Source organism: Bradyrhizobium sp. STM 3562, from assembly GCF_045571435.1.
Classification (GTDB): Bacteria; Pseudomonadota; Alphaproteobacteria; order Rhizobiales; family Xanthobacteraceae; genus Bradyrhizobium.
In genome coordinates this window covers 2,956,342-2,971,396 of the sequence record NZ_CP120694.1, presented here as the reverse complement: position 1 = coordinate 2,971,396, position 15,055 = coordinate 2,956,342, and the positions used below count along the sequence as shown (strand labels likewise).

General features: G+C 62.7%; 19 protein-coding genes. 11 read left to right on the top strand and 8 right to left on the bottom strand.

All coding sequences use genetic code 11. The features are described from left to right. Positions 1-9 precede the first annotated feature (9 nt). Positions 10-303, top strand: a complete 294-nt coding sequence (locus P6U23_RS13555) for a hypothetical protein (RefSeq protein WP_407180245.1) — start codon at positions 10-12, stop codon at positions 301-303. On the opposite strand, the gene P6U23_RS13550 is transcribed toward P6U23_RS13555, so the two are convergent. From P6U23_RS13550 to P6U23_RS13535, 4 genes are all read right to left on the bottom strand, one after another. Continuing rightward, positions 300-764: a group III truncated hemoglobin gene (locus P6U23_RS13550; RefSeq protein ID WP_407180244.1), complete on the bottom strand. Its 465-nt coding sequence runs from the start codon at positions 762-764 to the stop codon at positions 300-302. The two genes, P6U23_RS13555 and P6U23_RS13550, sit on opposite strands and share 4 nt — an antisense overlap. A 190-nt stretch (positions 765-954) precedes the next feature. Then, positions 955-1,551, bottom strand: a complete 597-nt coding sequence (locus tag P6U23_RS13545) for an SET domain-containing protein (RefSeq protein ID WP_407180243.1) — start codon at positions 1,549-1,551, stop codon at positions 955-957. Between the two features lie 258 nt (positions 1,552-1,809). Continuing rightward, a complete protein-coding gene (locus P6U23_RS13540; protein ID WP_407180242.1) occupies positions 1,810-2,529 on the bottom strand; it encodes a TetR/AcrR family transcriptional regulator in 720 nt (239 codons plus the stop codon). A 148-nt stretch (positions 2,530-2,677) separates the two neighbouring features. Beyond that, positions 2,678-3,997 carry an Hsp70 family protein gene (locus P6U23_RS13535; protein ID WP_407180241.1) on the bottom strand — a complete coding sequence of 440 codons (1,320 nt, stop codon included), beginning with the start codon at positions 3,995-3,997 and terminating at the stop codon, positions 2,678-2,680. Between the two features lie 346 nt (positions 3,998-4,343). On the opposite strand from P6U23_RS13535, the gene P6U23_RS13530 reads away from it, so the two are divergent. From P6U23_RS13530 to P6U23_RS13520, 3 genes are all read left to right on the top strand, one after another. Further along, positions 4,344-4,922, top strand: a complete 579-nt coding sequence (locus P6U23_RS13530; protein WP_407180240.1) for a hypothetical protein — start codon at positions 4,344-4,346, stop codon at positions 4,920-4,922. Between the two features lie 35 nt (positions 4,923-4,957). After that, positions 4,958-5,518 (top strand): inner membrane-spanning protein YciB, encoded by a 561-nt coding sequence (locus P6U23_RS13525; RefSeq protein WP_407180239.1) that lies wholly within the window; start codon positions 4,958-4,960, stop codon positions 5,516-5,518. Positions 5,519-5,631: 113 nt separating this feature from the next. Further along, positions 5,632-5,928, top strand: coding sequence for a hypothetical protein (locus P6U23_RS13520; RefSeq protein ID WP_407180238.1), 297 nt, complete (start codon positions 5,632-5,634; stop codon positions 5,926-5,928). A gap of 244 nt (positions 5,929-6,172) precedes the next feature. Here the strand turns inward: P6U23_RS13520 and P6U23_RS13515 are convergent, their stop codons facing one another. Then, positions 6,173-7,828 (bottom strand): fumarate hydratase, encoded by a 1,656-nt coding sequence (locus P6U23_RS13515; RefSeq protein ID WP_407180237.1) that lies wholly within the window; start codon positions 7,826-7,828, stop codon positions 6,173-6,175. 110 nt (positions 7,829-7,938) lie between these two features. Here P6U23_RS13515 and P6U23_RS13510 point away from each other — a divergent pair, with 110 nt between their 5' ends. The 3 genes from P6U23_RS13510 (at position 7,939) to P6U23_RS13500 (ending at position 9,609) form a co-directional block, all read left to right on the top strand. Further along, the gene (locus P6U23_RS13510; RefSeq protein WP_407180236.1) at positions 7,939-8,622 is read left to right on the top strand and encodes an alpha/beta fold hydrolase; all 684 of its coding nucleotides are present in this window, start codon (positions 7,939-7,941) and stop codon (positions 8,620-8,622) included. A gap of 163 nt (positions 8,623-8,785) precedes the next feature. Beyond that, positions 8,786-9,262 (top strand): hypothetical protein, encoded by a 477-nt coding sequence (locus P6U23_RS13505; protein WP_407180235.1) that lies wholly within the window; start codon positions 8,786-8,788, stop codon positions 9,260-9,262. 170 nt (positions 9,263-9,432) lie between these two features. Beyond that, positions 9,433-9,609: a hypothetical protein gene (locus P6U23_RS13500; protein ID WP_407180234.1), complete on the top strand. Its 177-nt coding sequence runs from the start codon at positions 9,433-9,435 to the stop codon at positions 9,607-9,609. Here the strand turns inward: P6U23_RS13500 and P6U23_RS13495 are convergent. Further along, entirely contained in the window at positions 9,597-10,064 is a 468-nt protein-coding gene (locus P6U23_RS13495; RefSeq protein ID WP_407180233.1) for an SRPBCC family protein, read from the bottom strand. The genes P6U23_RS13500 and P6U23_RS13495 overlap by 13 nt on opposite strands. Further along, the gene (locus tag P6U23_RS13490; RefSeq protein ID WP_407180232.1) at positions 10,064-10,390 is read right to left on the bottom strand and encodes an ArsR/SmtB family transcription factor; all 327 of its coding nucleotides are present in this window, start codon (positions 10,388-10,390) and stop codon (positions 10,064-10,066) included. Before P6U23_RS13490 ends, P6U23_RS13495 begins: the two co-directional genes overlap by 1 nt. A gap of 144 nt (positions 10,391-10,534) precedes the next feature. On the opposite strand from P6U23_RS13490, the gene P6U23_RS13485 reads away from it, so the two are divergent. The 4 genes from P6U23_RS13485 to mctP all read left to right on the top strand — a co-directional run bounded on the left by P6U23_RS13485 (position 10,535) and on the right by mctP (position 14,526). Beyond that, positions 10,535-10,894, top strand: a complete 360-nt coding sequence (locus P6U23_RS13485; RefSeq protein ID WP_407180231.1) for a GFA family protein — start codon at positions 10,535-10,537, stop codon at positions 10,892-10,894. Positions 10,895-11,361: 467 nt separating this feature from the next. After that, positions 11,362-12,687 carry an MFS transporter gene (locus tag P6U23_RS13480; protein WP_407180230.1) on the top strand — a complete coding sequence of 442 codons (1,326 nt, stop codon included), beginning with the start codon at positions 11,362-11,364 and terminating at the stop codon, positions 12,685-12,687. Positions 12,688-12,706: 19 nt separating this feature from the next. After that, the gene (locus tag P6U23_RS13475; RefSeq protein ID WP_407180229.1) at positions 12,707-12,913 is read left to right on the top strand and encodes a DUF3311 domain-containing protein; all 207 of its coding nucleotides are present in this window, start codon (positions 12,707-12,709) and stop codon (positions 12,911-12,913) included. A gap of 65 nt (positions 12,914-12,978) precedes the next feature. Continuing rightward, entirely contained in the window at positions 12,979-14,526 is a 1,548-nt protein-coding gene (gene mctP, locus P6U23_RS13470; RefSeq protein WP_407180228.1) for a monocarboxylate uptake permease MctP, read from the top strand. Between the two features lie 71 nt (positions 14,527-14,597). Here the strand turns inward: mctP and P6U23_RS13465 are convergent, their stop codons facing one another. Further along, complete coding sequence (locus P6U23_RS13465) at positions 14,598-14,921, bottom strand: hypothetical protein (RefSeq protein WP_407180227.1); 324 nt, start codon at positions 14,919-14,921, stop codon at positions 14,598-14,600. Positions 14,922-15,055: the final 134 nt, after the last annotated feature.

Sequence of the window (15,055 nt, the reverse complement as noted above, 5' to 3'; positions counted from 1 at the left end):
GAGATGACCATGACCTCGTTTTCCGGAAATTCGCCCCTGATCGCCGACATCATGCAGTGGCTGCTGAATCTGGCAATGCGGCTGCTCGCCCGCGCGCTGCAGATGCCCGAACCGCTCGTGCAGTCCACCGGGCGGTATGTGGTCGCGCAAGCGCAGGCGGTGGAGGACCGCTTTGCCAGATCGTTGTGTCCGATCCGCCTGTTCCGGCGGCTGCTTGCGCTAATCGCGCAGGGCCCTCTGATGCCGCCCGGGGCCTTGCGCCGAAGCACACGCGGGTCGTCGCGCAGCGGTCAGCGGCGTTAGCTGGCGGCGCTGTTCGGCTGTTTGCGTCGGAACCTTTCGCCGACGCCAAGCAGGACGCCATTTGCACCGGCGACGCCGAGCTCGAGGCTTGCGGCGATCCGCCTCGCGCGCTCCATGAAATGCGCCTGCGCCTCGGGCGGACAGACCTCCTCGGTCGTGGCCTCGAACAGCGCGAGCCAACGGTCGAAATGCTCGGCGTCGACCGGCAGGGGCAGGTGTTTGGGCATGGGGGCGCCGTGATAGCGGCCTGACATCAGCGCCACCGACGACCAGAACGCGCACATTTGCGCCAGATGCGGTTCCCAATCCGAGATGCGCGCGTCGAATATCGGACCCAGCATCTCATCGTCCCGCACCTTCGCATAGAAGCTGCGAACCAAGCGTTCGATCATCGCTTCGGTGATGCCCGTCCGCGCGGCAATCTCGGCCGTGATCTGTTCGCGTCGCTCTGCTCCGGTCATGACTTTCCCTAAATATGCATTTTAAATACCTATTTAGGGCCGTGGCGGAGGCTTTGCAATGCTCTTTCGAAGGGGATTGCAGAGCGCTGCGTCAATGGCAGGGCAGGAAGCGCGACGGTCGAATGCTTCGCGGCAAGCGCGGAAAGCCGCTAGTGGTGTCGCTCTGAGCGCACGCTGGCGGCCGCGTGATCTAGGCTACGGCGCGATAGCCGTTGAAGCGCTTGGCCTTGCCGTTCGCTTTGCTGCTCGTCTTCTTGGCCTTTGCGCGCGCCTTCGCCCGCTCTTTCGCAAGCTTTTCGGCCTTGCGCGCGGCTTTGCGCTCTTGCTTGGCCTTGAGCCGCGCCCGTTCGGCACGAGCCTCGGCGCGCTTCTTCTTCCGTTTCTTCTCGCAAGAAGCGCATTTGCAGCCGATCGGCTTCAGATAGGCCTTAAAATAATCGGTGCCGTAGTCGTAGTTGATCTCCTCGCCGGGGTCGATGTTCTTGATCGCGCGGATGAACACCTTGCGCTTACGCGGTTTCACGTCGGATTCCGCGTTCGGCCGGCAGGAATGGTTGATGTAGCGCGCGATGTTCTCGCGGATCGAGCCGTCGATGGTCCAGCGGTTGGTCAGCTCGAACAGGTATTTGTTCTCGACCTCGTCATCTTTTTTCTTCCGTGAATCCAGCAACGGCCCGAAATAACGGATGATCCGGGTGCCCTTCTTGATCGGCTTGGTGGCGAAGAGGCCAAGTCCGGTTCGGGAACGGCCAACACGGTAGGGTTTGTTCGGTGAAATCGTAGGCATGACAACGTTTTTGAAGTGACGCGCAAGGCTGTCGAAACGAGCCGCTGTTCTAGAACGATTCCGGCCAAATGTCAGGTATCAGGGTCCTAGCCGCTGGACCTTCCCCAGTTTGCACATGTCCGAGCTAGCACCGACCCGCTGAATTCCGCGCTCTACCGCAAGAACCATACGATTTTCAGCGCGTTTCGCGCCGCTGCAACCAATGAGCTTGTGAAGATGATCGGGACGGCGGCGGCACCGTCGAGCTGCAATACGACGCTAAAGCTTCGGGATCGTCATCTTGAGCATGGTATCCAGCAAGGTGCTGGCGTCCGTGCCCGAAGGCAGGCGATCCAGGATGTCCTGCAGGCGACCGTCCAGCAGCAGCATGGTGAAGCCGTGGATCAGCGACCAGGCGCGGGCGATGGCCGCCGCTTGGTCGAGCGTCAGCGCGTCTTTCGCGATCACTTCCTGGCGTTTCGCCGCGACCGCACCGGCAAGCCCCGCGAACGAGGCCTCCGAGGCCTCGCATAGCGAGGGCCTGGAATAATCCAGCCGCTCGGTTCGAAACATCAATCCGTACATGCCCGGATGCGCCTGCGCATAAGCGACATAGGCCTTGGCGCGCGCCATTGACCGCTCGGCCGGCACCGCATCAACGGCGGAAGCCGCCGCCATGGCCGCGTTGAACTGGCGGAAGCCGATGGCGGCAAGCTCGCTGACGAGCCCCGTGAGATCGCCGAAATGATGGGTCGGCGCGGCGTGCGACACGCCGGCCTCACGCGCCACCGCCCGCAAGGTCAGGCCCGCAAGCCCGTCGCGCTCCAGCACGCGCTCGGCGGCCTGCAACAGCGCATCGCGCAGCGCGCCATGGTGGTAAGGCGTCGCTTCGGCGCGCGAGCCACGACGGGCGCGGCCCGCACGCCCGGGCGCGGCGCGCCCGGCCGGGCGACGGAGGCGGCTTGGGCTCTTGGTCTGGGCCTGATCCTGCTTTTTCATGACAGGCCTTATACGACCTGATTTTTACACTGTAAAGATTTGAGCCACTCGCTTCCCGCAAACCCCTCCCGACGAGATGACCGGCGAGTTTACGCGCATCGACGATCGCCGCGGGGACCTTAAGGGCATCATGCGCCCGCCCTCGCCGTCAGGCCTGCCCGGCCACCGTCCAGCGGTCGGGGTCCGACGTATGGCCGATCAAGGCGAGGCCGCAGGCGATGGCTTCGAACTGATCGGCCGATCTGACCCGTTCCTCGCCAAAGCGCTCGGCGAACAAGCGCTGCACGGCCGGCACGAACGACGTGCCGCCGGTCAGAAACACCATCTCCACGTCCTGCGCGCTGATGCCGGCCTTGACCAGCACCTCGTCGACGGTTGCGCCGAGCCGTGCAAGGTCGTCGGCGATCCAGTCTTCGAAATCGTCGCGGGTGACGGTCGCGCCGATATCGATGCCCTCGCGCTGGAAGCGGAAATCGACGCTGTCGCGGCTCGACAGCGCCACCTTGGTGTCGGAGACGGCGCGATACAGCGAAAAGCCGAGATCGAGATCGACGATGGTGATGAAATCCTGCAGCGGATCCGGATTCAGCGCGGTGCGTGCGAGCTGCTGCAACTCGCGCAGGTCGCCGTTGCCCCTCATCATCGCGAGCTGATGCCACCGGGCGAGGTTGCTGTAGTAGTGATTGGGGATCGGCAGCACCTTGTCGAACGAACGGTAGCTGCTGCCCTTGCCCAGCCGCGGCGAGACGATGTGGTCGACGATGCGATAGTCGAACGTGTCGCCCGCGATTCCGATGCCGGCATGACCCAGCGGTTCCGCGCGCAGCCCACCGGCCGAGCGCGAGAAGCGCATGATGGAGAAGTCGCTGGTGCCGCCGCCGAAATCGGCAACCAGCACGGTGGCGTCGCGCTCGAGCTGGCGCGCGAAGGAGAAAGCGGCGCCCACCGGCTCGTAGACATAGCGTGCATGACCTGCTCCGACCCGGTCGAAGGCGGCCCTGTAGCGCTGCATGGCCAGCGCATCGTCGGGATTGCCGCCGGCGAAGCGCACCGGGCGGCCGACCATGATGGTCGGCGCGCCGAGATCGAAGCCGTCGCCGGCATGGCGCTCCAGCGTGCGCAGGAACGCCGCGAGCAGGTCCTCGAATTTGTAGCGCTGGCGGAAGATCTGGGTGGTGTTGAAGGCAGAGCTCGCGGCAAAAGTCTTGAACGACTGGATGAAGCGATGAATCGTGCGCCCTTCGAGGAACTGTTCGATCGCCCACGGGCCCCCCTCGGCGCGCGGATGCAGCCCGGCGCCCGGCCGTTCCTCCCAGAAACACAGGGCTGATACATAGACGCTGTGCATCTGGCCGCCATGATCGAAACGGACGGCTTCCACGTGGCCGTCCCCGGTGGACAGTGCAACCACCGTGTTGCTGGTGCCGAAATCGACGCCGATCGAGACGGCGGGCGGGGCGCTCGACATGTCACGCTCAAATTGTGATGTGAAGGGGGGCGGACCTTTAGCGGCTTTGGCCGAGCTTGCCAACTCACTTGGCGGGATTTGCCGGACAATTTCGGTGCATTCACGACCTGCTACGACTGTTTTGTTCGCTCGCGGAGAGTTTTGCCAACATGTCGCCAAAGGCCATTAGGCCTCGCGAATGGACAGGCGCTCGCAGTGTCCCAGGCCACCGCCCAACCGCCTGACAACGAAGTGTTCTTCCGCCGTTCACGGGATTTTTACACTGTAAAGATTTGACTTGACACTGTCACATCCGATCCTTAGGAATCTTGCCAACGTAAAGATTGGCCCGAAAAAGGGGCTGCTCATGTCGATCTTCCTGATCCTCGCGCCCTACGGGGTTTTCGCCTCCCTGATGCTCGTGACCTCGGCGCTCCTGAGCGTGTTTGCGGCCGCAACCGTCTGCCTCGCAGTCATCCTGCTCGACGCCGCACGCGGCCGCTCGGTCAAGATCCTCGGCGCGGCAAGCGCGGTCCTGTTCGCCGGGATCGGCGGCTACCTTGCGCTGATCGACCCCGCGCTCGCCGGCTCGAAGGTCAAGCTCGCGGTGGACACCGGCATCTTCACCATTTCGGCCGGCTCGATCCTGATCCGCTACCCGTTCACGCTGCAATATGCGCTGGAATCCGTGCACCCTGAGACCGCGGCGATGCCCGGCTTCCTGCGCGCCAATTACATGATCACCGGCGCCTGGACCGCGGCCGCATTGTTGATGGTGTTGTCGAATCTCGCCATGCTCTACGTGCCGGGCTTGCCGATCTGGACCAGCCTGGTGATCGCTTTTGCCGCACGTAACAGCGCGGTTTATTTCACCAAATGGTATCCGTCTTATCGTAAGTTGAAACACAGCACGCCGCCCGCCGAGGCGGTGCCGACCGCACACTGACTGAAGATCCAGCGATCTTCGTGGGGGGACAGACGATGAAGGACGTGCTTGTCCGGCTTGCCACCGACTTTCTTTCCGCGCTGGTCTTTCTCATCGTCTATCTCGTTACAGGCAGCGTCATCATCGGCGCGGCCGCGGCGATCGCAGGGTCGCTGGCCCAGGTGATCTATGCGCGGATCAGGGGCCAGCAGCTCAACTTCATGACTTATGCCAGCATCGGACTGGTCATCGTGCTGGGCGGCGCAAGCATCCTGACCAATGATCCCCGTTTCGTGCTTGCAAAGCCCTCGATCGCCCATTTTGCCGTCGGCCTGATCATGCTCAAGCGCGGCTGGATGGCGCGCTACATGCCGCAAGTGGTGAGCGAGACCATTCCCGACTATGTCAACATCGCCGGCTATGCCTGGGCCGCGTTGATGTTCGTGCTCGGCGTCGGCACCATTGCGGTGGCACTGACGGGCGACCTCAAGCTGTGGACCATCTACGTGTCGGTCGTCCTGGTCGCGGCGAAGGTCCTGGCCTTCGCCATCCAATATGTCGTCTTCCGCATGATCGTCACCAGCCGCGTTCGCGCCGCCCGCGCCATGGGCACTTGAATCGGCGACAATGCAGTGGGCCGGCGCATCCAGATGCGCTATAGGCGAACGGCATCTGCGCTTCGGAAAAGCCATGTCCGGCTTGCGCGCACAACGGGAGTGAGGAGACCGAAATGGCCGTGGACGGGAACTGGAATCTGACCATGACGACGCCGATGGGAGAGCGCAGCGCGACGCTGACACTGAAAACCGCAGGCGGCACGCTCACGGGTACGCAAGGAGCAGAAGGCAATACGGCCGAGATCTTCGACGGCACGGTGAACGGCGACGAGCTCGCCTGGAAAGTCTCCATCACCAATCCGATGCCGCTGACGCTCGCCTTCACGGGAAAAGTCTCCGGCGACAGCATGAACGGCGAAATGGGCATCGGCCCAATGGGCAGCTTTCCGTTTACGGGCACGCGAGCGTAAGCGCACCGCATCCGCATACTCAGCCGTCATCGCCGGGGCTTGCCCCGGTGATCCACGTTTCACCTCGCTCGCAGCGCTGATAAAGCGCGATGGGATCAGGTCGAATCGCCATCGCGTTTTAGGTTCTTGTTTGAGCATGATCTTTTCGGAAAACCGCTTCACACCTTCCCGGATCATGCTTCTAAAAATGTGGATGGCCGGGACAAGCCCGGCCATCACGAGTTGAGAGGCAGGGCAAACTCCCTCAACCCAGATTCAGCTCCTTGAAGAAGTCGTTGCCTTTGTCGTCGATGATGATGAAGGCCGGGAAATCCACGACTTCGATGCGCCAGATCGCCTCCATCCCGAGCTCGGGATATTCCACCACCTCGACTTTCTTGATGCAGTGTTCGGCGAGGTTCGCCGCCGCGCCGCCGATCGAGCCCAGATAGAAGCCGCCATGCTTCTTGCAGGCCTCGCGCACCGCGACCGCGCGGTTGCCCTTCGCGACCATCACCATCGAGCCGCCGGCGGCCTGGAACTGATCGACGAAGGAATCCATCCGTCCCGCCGTGGTTGGGCCGAACGCGCCCGAGGCATAGCCTTCGGGCGTCTTGGCCGGACCCGCGTAGTAGACGGGGTGGTTCTTGAAATAATCCGGCAACGGCTCGCCGCGGTCGAGCCGCTCGCGCAGCTTGGCATGCGCGGCGTCGCGCGCCACGATCATGGTGCCGGTCAGCGACAGCCGCGTCTTCACCGGGTATTTCGAGAGCGTCGCCAGGATCTCCTTCATCGGCCGGGTGAGATCGATCTTGACCACCTCGCCGCCGAGCGCCTGTTCCACCTCGGGCAGATATTGCGCGGGGTTGTGCTCGAGCTCTTCGAGATAGATCCCGTCCCTCGTTATCTTGCCAAGCACCTGCCGGTCGGCCGAGCAGGACACGCCCAGCCCGATCGGCAGCGAGGCGCCGTGGCGCGGCATGCGGATGACGCGCACATCGTGGCAGAAATACTTGCCGCCGAACTGTGCACCGACGCCGAGCGACTGCGTCATCCTGTGGATTTCCTGCTCCATCTCCAGGTCGCGGAAGGCATTGCCGTCGGCCGAGCCATGGGTCGGCAGCGCGTCGAGATAGCGTGCGGACGCCAGCTTCACCGTCTTCATGCAGAGCTCGGCCGAGGTGCCGCCGATCACGATTGCGAGGTGATAAGGCGGGCAAGCCGCGGTGCCGAGCGTCAGGATCTTTTCCTTGAGAAACGCCAGCAGCCGATCCTTGGTCAGCACCGAGGGCGTCGCCTGGAACAGGAAGCTCTTGTTGGCGGAGCCGCCGCCCTTCGCCATGAACATGAATTTGTAGGCGTCATCGCCCTCGGCGTAGATCTCGCACTGCGCCGGCATGTTGTTGGCGGTGTTCTTCTCTTCATACATCGAGAGCGGCGCGACCTGCGAGTAGCGCAGGTTGCGCCTGAGGTAAGCGTCACGCGCCCCTTCCGACAGCGCCGCCTCGTCCTCGCCGTCGGTGATGACGTTGCAGCCCTTCTTTCCCATGATGATGGCGGTGCCGGTGTCCTGGCACATCGGCAGCACGCCGCCGGCGGCGATATTGGCGTTCTTCAAGAAGTCGAGCGCCACGAATTTGTCGTTGGCGCTGGCCTCGGGATCGTCGAGAATGCTGCGGAGCTGCTTCAGATGCCCGGGCCGCAGGTAATGGTTGATCTCCCCGAAAGCGGCCTCCGACAGCGCCCGCAGCGCCTCGCGCGAGACCACCAGCATGTCCTTGCCCAGGACCTTCTCCACCCTCACACCCTCGCTTGTGATCTTCTTGTAGGGTGTCGTGTCCGGCCCCAGCGGGAACAGCGGCGTGTGCTTGTAGGGCGGAACGGGCTTGGTCTGGTCGGGAAAGGCGGTAGGGGCGTTCATGGGGTGGCTCGTGGGTTGAGGGGCCGTGAAGGCGTCTTGAGAGGTCTGATAGACCACCACCTCGGCCGGGCGCAACTGAGCTTTCGGCATGGCAATCAGGGAGGACCGCGATGGCTAGTTTTGTCCTGATTCCGGGCGGTTGGCACGGGCCCTGGGCCTGTGCCGACTTTGTCGCGCGCTTAAAGCGCGCGGGCCACGAAGCCCATGCGGTGACACTAAGCGGGCTCGACCAGTTTGCGGATCGCCCGGTCGCAGGAGAGATCAATCTCGACACCCATATCGGAGATGTCGTCGAACTCCTGACCGTCGAGGACCTCTCGGAAGTGATCCTGTGCGCCCACAGCTATGGCGGGATGGTCGCCGCCGGCGTCGCCGATCGCGCGCAGGAACGCATCGCGGCGCTGATCTATCTCGATGCTTTCGTCCCCGACGATGGGCAATCCTGGTGGGACCTGGCGGGCGAGCGCTATCGCCAGATCGCCATCGACCGTGCGCGTCATGACGGCTTGAGCGTGCTGCCGCCCGAACGGCTGGATGCCCGCTGCCGCCCTCACCCGCTGGGCTCATTCTTGCAGGCGCTGCGCCTGACAAAGCCGGCGCCAGCGATTCCGCGCATCTTCGTCTATGCCAGCGGTTGGGAGGCGACGCCGTTCACGGCGCAATATCAGCGGTTGCTGAGGGATCCGGCCTGGACCGTGCATAGTGTCACCTGCGCGCACGATGTGATCAATGCTGCGCCCGATCAGATGTTCAAAATCCTGACGGAAACGGCGCGCGATTTGTCATTGGGGTGAGAACGGCTCGAAGCGCGAGCACTCAGTCTACAGGCCCATTTCATTCTACAAAACCGAGGACTACACAGCTTGGCAACGATACAGCCGTTCGCAATGTTGCGCGGATGCACTTGCACTAAGGACCCGCTCACGCTCCAATAGCACCCAAGGGGCTTTTTTCATCATGACATTCCGACCACCGTTGCGCCGATCGCTATTGCTCGCCATCGCTCTTGCTTCGCTTGCGGCATTCGCGGCCTCGCCCGCGCGGGCCGACCGCTGCGACGACATTGCCGGCCAGCTCAAGAACGGCATCGACGGGCTCGGCGTCGGCAGGACCGCCGCAGGCGTGATCTTTCTTTCGCATCCGCAGGCCAAGGAGCTCTCGCTCGGCTGCTCGAGCAAGAATTTCAGCAACCAGCTCTATGCGAGGTCCCCAATGCGCAAGCCAAAGCCGGCCTTCCTCGATCTCGTCGCCGGCGCTGCCGCCATCATCTTCACGCTGCCGAAAGACGACATGCGCAAGGGCGCCAGCCGCTGCATGCGCGCGCTCGGCTTCTTCCGTGACGACGCCTCAACCCGCTATCGGCGACTCGACATGCGGTGCAGCCGGACCAAGGCCGACGCCTCGATCACGATCTCGCGGCGCGTGAACGAGTGAGCCGTTGCGAGCCGCTGCGGGGGATGAACTCATGTCCGATACGGCGTTCTGAGGCTCCCGTTCATTGTGTTGCTGCTGTCGCGCGCGGATCGCTCGCATTTTAGCGATTGGATTCATGGCGCGTTCGTCTGTGCGGCTGCAATATCCGCGGCAGCCACAGGACCTTGCCAATGGATACTTCGAGCATTGCATCATCGACCGCGGTCGTCCCGACCACGAGCAGCACGCCCAAATCGCCCGACAGCAACGCCGGCGACAACAGCAACAGCAGCGTGGGCAACTATCAGCCGCCGCCACCACCGCCGCTGCCGCCCGGACAAGGTGTGCGCGTCGATCAATTGGCGTGACGCGAGCCGCTTTCGGACGCTTCTGCGGTGATGCGTCCGATCGCGTCCAGCACCTTGCCCCAACCCGGGCGCATCGCGTCATAGGCAAACTGATTGCCCGGGAAGATGAAGCCGTCATGCACCATGCGGAGCTGCGTGCCGCCGTCGACTTGCGTCAGCGTCCAGGTCACGACGCTGTCGAGCCGCGAGCCATAGGCCGGATTGGAATCCGAGCCGCCCTTCCAGGAATAGCGCAATAGACGCGGCGGCTCGCAGGCGAGGACCTCGCACTGCACGACGCCGTCCCAATCACCCATCGGCCTGGTGCGGAAGGTGAATCGGTGGCCGACGACCGGCTTGAAGTCATTCGGCATCAGCCATTTCCCGATCAACTCGCTCGTGGTCAAGGTGCGCCAGATCTTCTCCGGCGGATAGCGCAATACCTGCTCGACCGTGATCGCGCGCCTCTCACTCATCACTCGGACTCCTTCAACAGCCTCTCAAGATTTTCAAAGCGCTCGCGCCAGAACCTCTCGTAATGGCTGAGCCAATCGACGAGCGGCGCAAGCCCGCCGGGTGCAACGCGATAGCGGATGTGGCGGCCCTCGCGGCGTTCGGTCACAAGCCCGGCGTCGCGCAGCGCGCGCAGATGCTGCGAGACGGCCGGCTGCGAAACCCTTGATCGCCGGACCAGCCCGGTCGCGGCAATCTCGCCTTCGGCCGCAATGCGCTCGAACACCGCCCGCCGGGTGGGATCGGCAAGCGTCTTCATCACGGCGGTGAGCTGCGCGGCGGGCGTCATGATCAATATATAAGTAAGCGCTTATATGATTGTCAACGCCACGACTTCGCGGGAAAGCTCTGATCAGACTGCCGATCCGGCGCACCGCATTCATCTCGCCAGGCGGCGCTCAAACTCAGCTTCTTCTTTACGGAGAGTCAGGCCATGCCCGTTTTGCGGACGTTCACCGGCGGATGCCATTGCGGCCAGGTGCGATTCGAATGCACCACGGATCTTTCGATGGTGACCGCATGCAACTGCTCGATCTGCACCAAGAAGGGGCTGCATTTCACGTTCGTAGCACCGACGAGCTTTCAGCTTCGCGCCGGCGAAGACGTCTTGCGTGAATATCTCTTCAACAAGCGCGCGATCCGGCATCAGCTCTGCAGCGAGTGCGGCGTCGACGTGTTCGCGCGCGGCCAAAAGCCTGATGGCACCGAGGTGGTGGCGCTCAACGTGAGCTGCATCGACGGCATCGAGCTTTCAAAGCTGACGATGACGCCGATCGATGGACGGAATCGGTAGTGGGACACGGTCATTGTCATGGCGACCGAAACCGGCTTGCGCTCCGCCTCGCCCGATGTCCGCCGACGCAACCTGTTACCGCTGTCCAGGGAGCAGACAGATCGAAGCGACGGCGATCTTTGGCAAAGCTGCCTCGAGAATCGAACGTCTCAATCCCGTAACACCTCCGGCAATCCGGCCTTCCGCGGCATGTCGGCGGTTGCATCGCAACACTTACAATCGACGACACCCTGATTTGCGCAATGCAGCCCGAGGCGTCTGCGTAATTACGACTAAGAACCAATTGATCCGGCCTCTCGCGAAGGATCAAGTCCTGCAGTCAGATATCGCCGAGACTTTCGTCACTTGCAGATGTCGAGGTGTTGAGCCCTTTTCTTGCGATCCGCGCTGGCGCGCCGCTTTATAAGAAAACGGGATCAAGGTTTAGCGACGCAAGCTTCGTCAAGGGAGGGCCGAGGAGGAGCCCCATGACGACCATTCACGTCACGTCTGATGCCTTGTCGGAAACCGATCACCACGCCCAACTGCGTCGTGCCGTTATCGCGAGCACCGTGGGTACGACCATCGAATGGTACGATTTCCTGCTCTACAGCACGGTGACCGGCCTCGTCTTCGGCAAGCTGTTCTTCCCGAAATCCGACCCTCTTGTCGGCGTGCTGGAGGCGTTTGCCATCTACACCGTCGGCTTCATCGCCCGCCCGATCGGGGCCGCGATCTTCGGCCACTACGGAGACCGCATCGGCCGCAAAGGGGCGCTGATCGCGACCCTGCTTTTGACCGGGCTTGCGACCTTCGCCGTCGGCTTCGTGCCGACCTACGAAACCGTCGGCATATGGGGCGCCGTCATTCTGACCGTCATCCGCTTCATTCAGGGCGTCGGCGTCGGCGGCGAGTGGGGCGGCTCGGTGCTATTGTCGATGGAGTGGGCCCGCACCAATGCTCACCGCGGCTTCATTACGTCGTGGCCACAGCTCGGCGGTCCGGGCGGACTGTTGCTGGCGAACATCGCGGTGCTGGTGTTCAGCCGGATCTCCGGCGACCAGTTCCTGGTGTGGGGCTGGCGTATCCCGTTCATGCTCAGCATCGTCATGGTCGCGATCGGCCTCTATATCCGGTTGGGCATTCTTGAGACCCCAGCGTTCCGACGCATCGTTGCCGAAAACCGCATCGAGCGCGTTCCCGTCCTTGAGGTGATCAAGCGCCAGCCGAGGACGATCGTCCTCACTGCGCTGGCACGGATGGCCGAGCAGGCGCCCGCCTACATCTATCTCGCATTCGTGTTCGCCTATGGGACCCAGGTTCTGCATATCTCGCGCGATTTCCTACTCACCTCGCTGATCTGCGCCGGCATCGTTTCATTGGGAACGATCCCGCTCGCCGGACACCTGTCGGACCACATCGGGCGCAAGCGCATGTACATCATCGGCGCCGTCGCAACAGGGATATTCGGCTTCATCTATTTCGCGATGCTGGACACAACCGTGCCGGTCCTGGTGTTTCTCGGCATCGTGCTCTCCTTCGTCCCGCACGATCTGATGTACGGTCCGCAGGCCGCCCTGATCGCGGAATGCTTCACGCCGCGCCTGCGCTACAGCGGCGCCTCGATCGGCTATCAACTCTCGTCGGTGATTTCCGGCGGCCCGGCCCCGTTGATCGCGACAGCCCTGCTTGCAATGTACGGAACGGGCTACGTGATCGCGGCATACATCCTGTTCTGCGCGATTGTCAGCATCGCGTCGACCGCGTTGCTGCCGGACTACACCAATAAGGACATTTCCGAGGAGCACGCCTGACAGACCATTGGGTGAAGACATGAACCAGCAAGACCGCAGACATTCCGGATGGAGCTGGTGGCACCTGCTCTTTCTCATCCAGTTCATCGCGGTCCTTTGGCCGCCATTCTACAACAAGGCCGAGCCGACCTTGATCGGCCTTCCGTTCTTTTATTGGTACCAGCTTCTCTGGGTCATCATCGGAGCCATCCTGACCGCAGCCGTCCACTTCGCAACTGACGACTAGCGCTGCTTGCAGCCAACGTTACGCAAGGAGAGAACGATCACGAGGAGACCACCTGGGAGGGTGCCGTGCAGGAGATCAACTGGACCGCCTTGATCATTTTCCTGGCGCTGTTTGCCTTCATTACGTGGCTGGGCTTCGCAGCAGCGCATTGGCGCAAGGGCGATCTCGACCTGTTGCACGAATGGGGGCTCGGGGGCCGCCGCTTCGGCACTCTCATCACCTGGTTCCTGATCGGTGGCGACCTCTACACGGCTTACACGTTCATTGCCGTTCCGGCGCTGGCCTTCGGGGCCGGCGCCGTTGCGTTTTTCGCGGTGCCCTACACGATTGTCGTTTACCCCATTCTCTTCATGGTATTTCCGCGCCTCTGGTACGTCTGTCACCGGCACAACTACATTACCGCCGCCGACTTCGTCCGCGGGCGCTTCGGCAATCGCTGGCTCGCGCTCGCGACGGCGATCACCGGGATCGTCGCGACATTGCCTTATATCGCGCTGCAGCTCGTGGGGTTGCAGGTCGTGATCGGCGCTATGGGTATCTCCGGCACCGGCTATCGCGGCGACCTTCCGCTGGTCATCGCCTTCATCGTTCTCGCCGCCTTCACTTATACGAGCGGGCTACGGGCCCCGGCCTCGATCGCCATCGTCAAGGACATTCTGATCTACCTGACCGCGTTCGCCGCCATCATCGCGATTCCCATCCAGCTCGGCGGGTTTGAGAAGATCTTCGCGGCCATACCGGCCTCGAAAACGCTGCTCGCTACTCCCGGCCCCAACACGACCGGCGCATACGGAGCCTATGCGACGCTGGCGCTGGGATCGGCGCTTGCGCTCTTTCTGTATCCGCATTCCATCACCGGCATCCTGGCCGCAAGCAGCGGACGCGCCGTCCGCCGCAACGCGGCGCTATTGCCAGGCTATTCGTTCATGCTCGGCCTGCTTGCGCTGGTCGGTTTCTTCGCCATTGCTGCCGGCGTCGGCGAACGACCTGAGTTCGCTGCCGGTTTCAAGCAGTTCGGCAACAACTTCGCGATACCGGCATTATTCCTCGATAGCTTCCCGTCATGGTTTGTCGGGATCGCCTTCGCGGCGGTTGGCATCGGGGCGCTGGTGCCCGCGGCGATCATGTCGATTGCGGCAGCCAACATTTATACGCGCAACATCCATCGCGAATTCATCAATAGCGCGCCCACCGACCAGCAGGAGGCGCAATTAGCAAAGTGGGTGTCGTTGATCGTCAAGTTCGGGGCACTGGCCTTCATCGTGTTCTTGCCATCGAAATTTGCAATCTACCTGCAGCTCCTCGGCGGCATCTGGATTATCCAGACGCTGCCCGCCGTGATGCTTGGTGTCTACACCCGCTGGTTCAACGAATGGGCGCTGCTCATCGGCTGGGCCGCGGGTATCGTGACCGGAACCGCAATGTTCATCGCAGCGAACCTCGCTCCGACCTATACGCTTGCCGTGGCCGGATTCAGCTTTCCCGGCTACGCCGCGTTATACGCGGTGATCGTCAATCTCGTTTTGACCGTCGTCCTGACGCCGCTTTTCAACCTTTTGGGCGCGGGCTCCGCCGACGAAACGGAAGCAGCCGAATATCGAGCGCCGGTGTGAGTGGGGTGAAGTGCGGCCCGCCTGCCCTGGCGCTGTCGTAAGTTCTCTCCGCTCCTTGATCGTTTGGCTCGCTAGCCGCTGCCCGTTGTGCTCGGGGCTGGCGACGGAGGGAGTGTTCGTGGCCGGCCACTTGGGAGCATCATCGTCTGCGCCGTCAGCAGCCACGGCATCCACATCAACCGCGCGGCCTGCACCCAAAACGTGAAGGGATCGGCTGGCTCGAAAGAGCGTCCGAGCGCTTCGAAGGACGGCGTTGCCCGAAGATTGATCGAGATCTGCTCGTAATCTCCGTTCGGTGATTGCCGGTGGAGAATGTCGATGTCGAGACCGGGCAGATGAGCGCTTGCTGTTGCGGTATCCATCTCGTTCTTTCGACGATATGTCCCCTCACGCATTGGGCATCTCCTTGCAACATTCCCTCGCGCCGGCGACGCGACGAGGCTCGCGGACTATCGCGCATCATGCTCCGCAGCGGAAGCTCGGAAAATGCGACGGCCCCCGCGCGATATGGAACCCGGAACGTGATCGC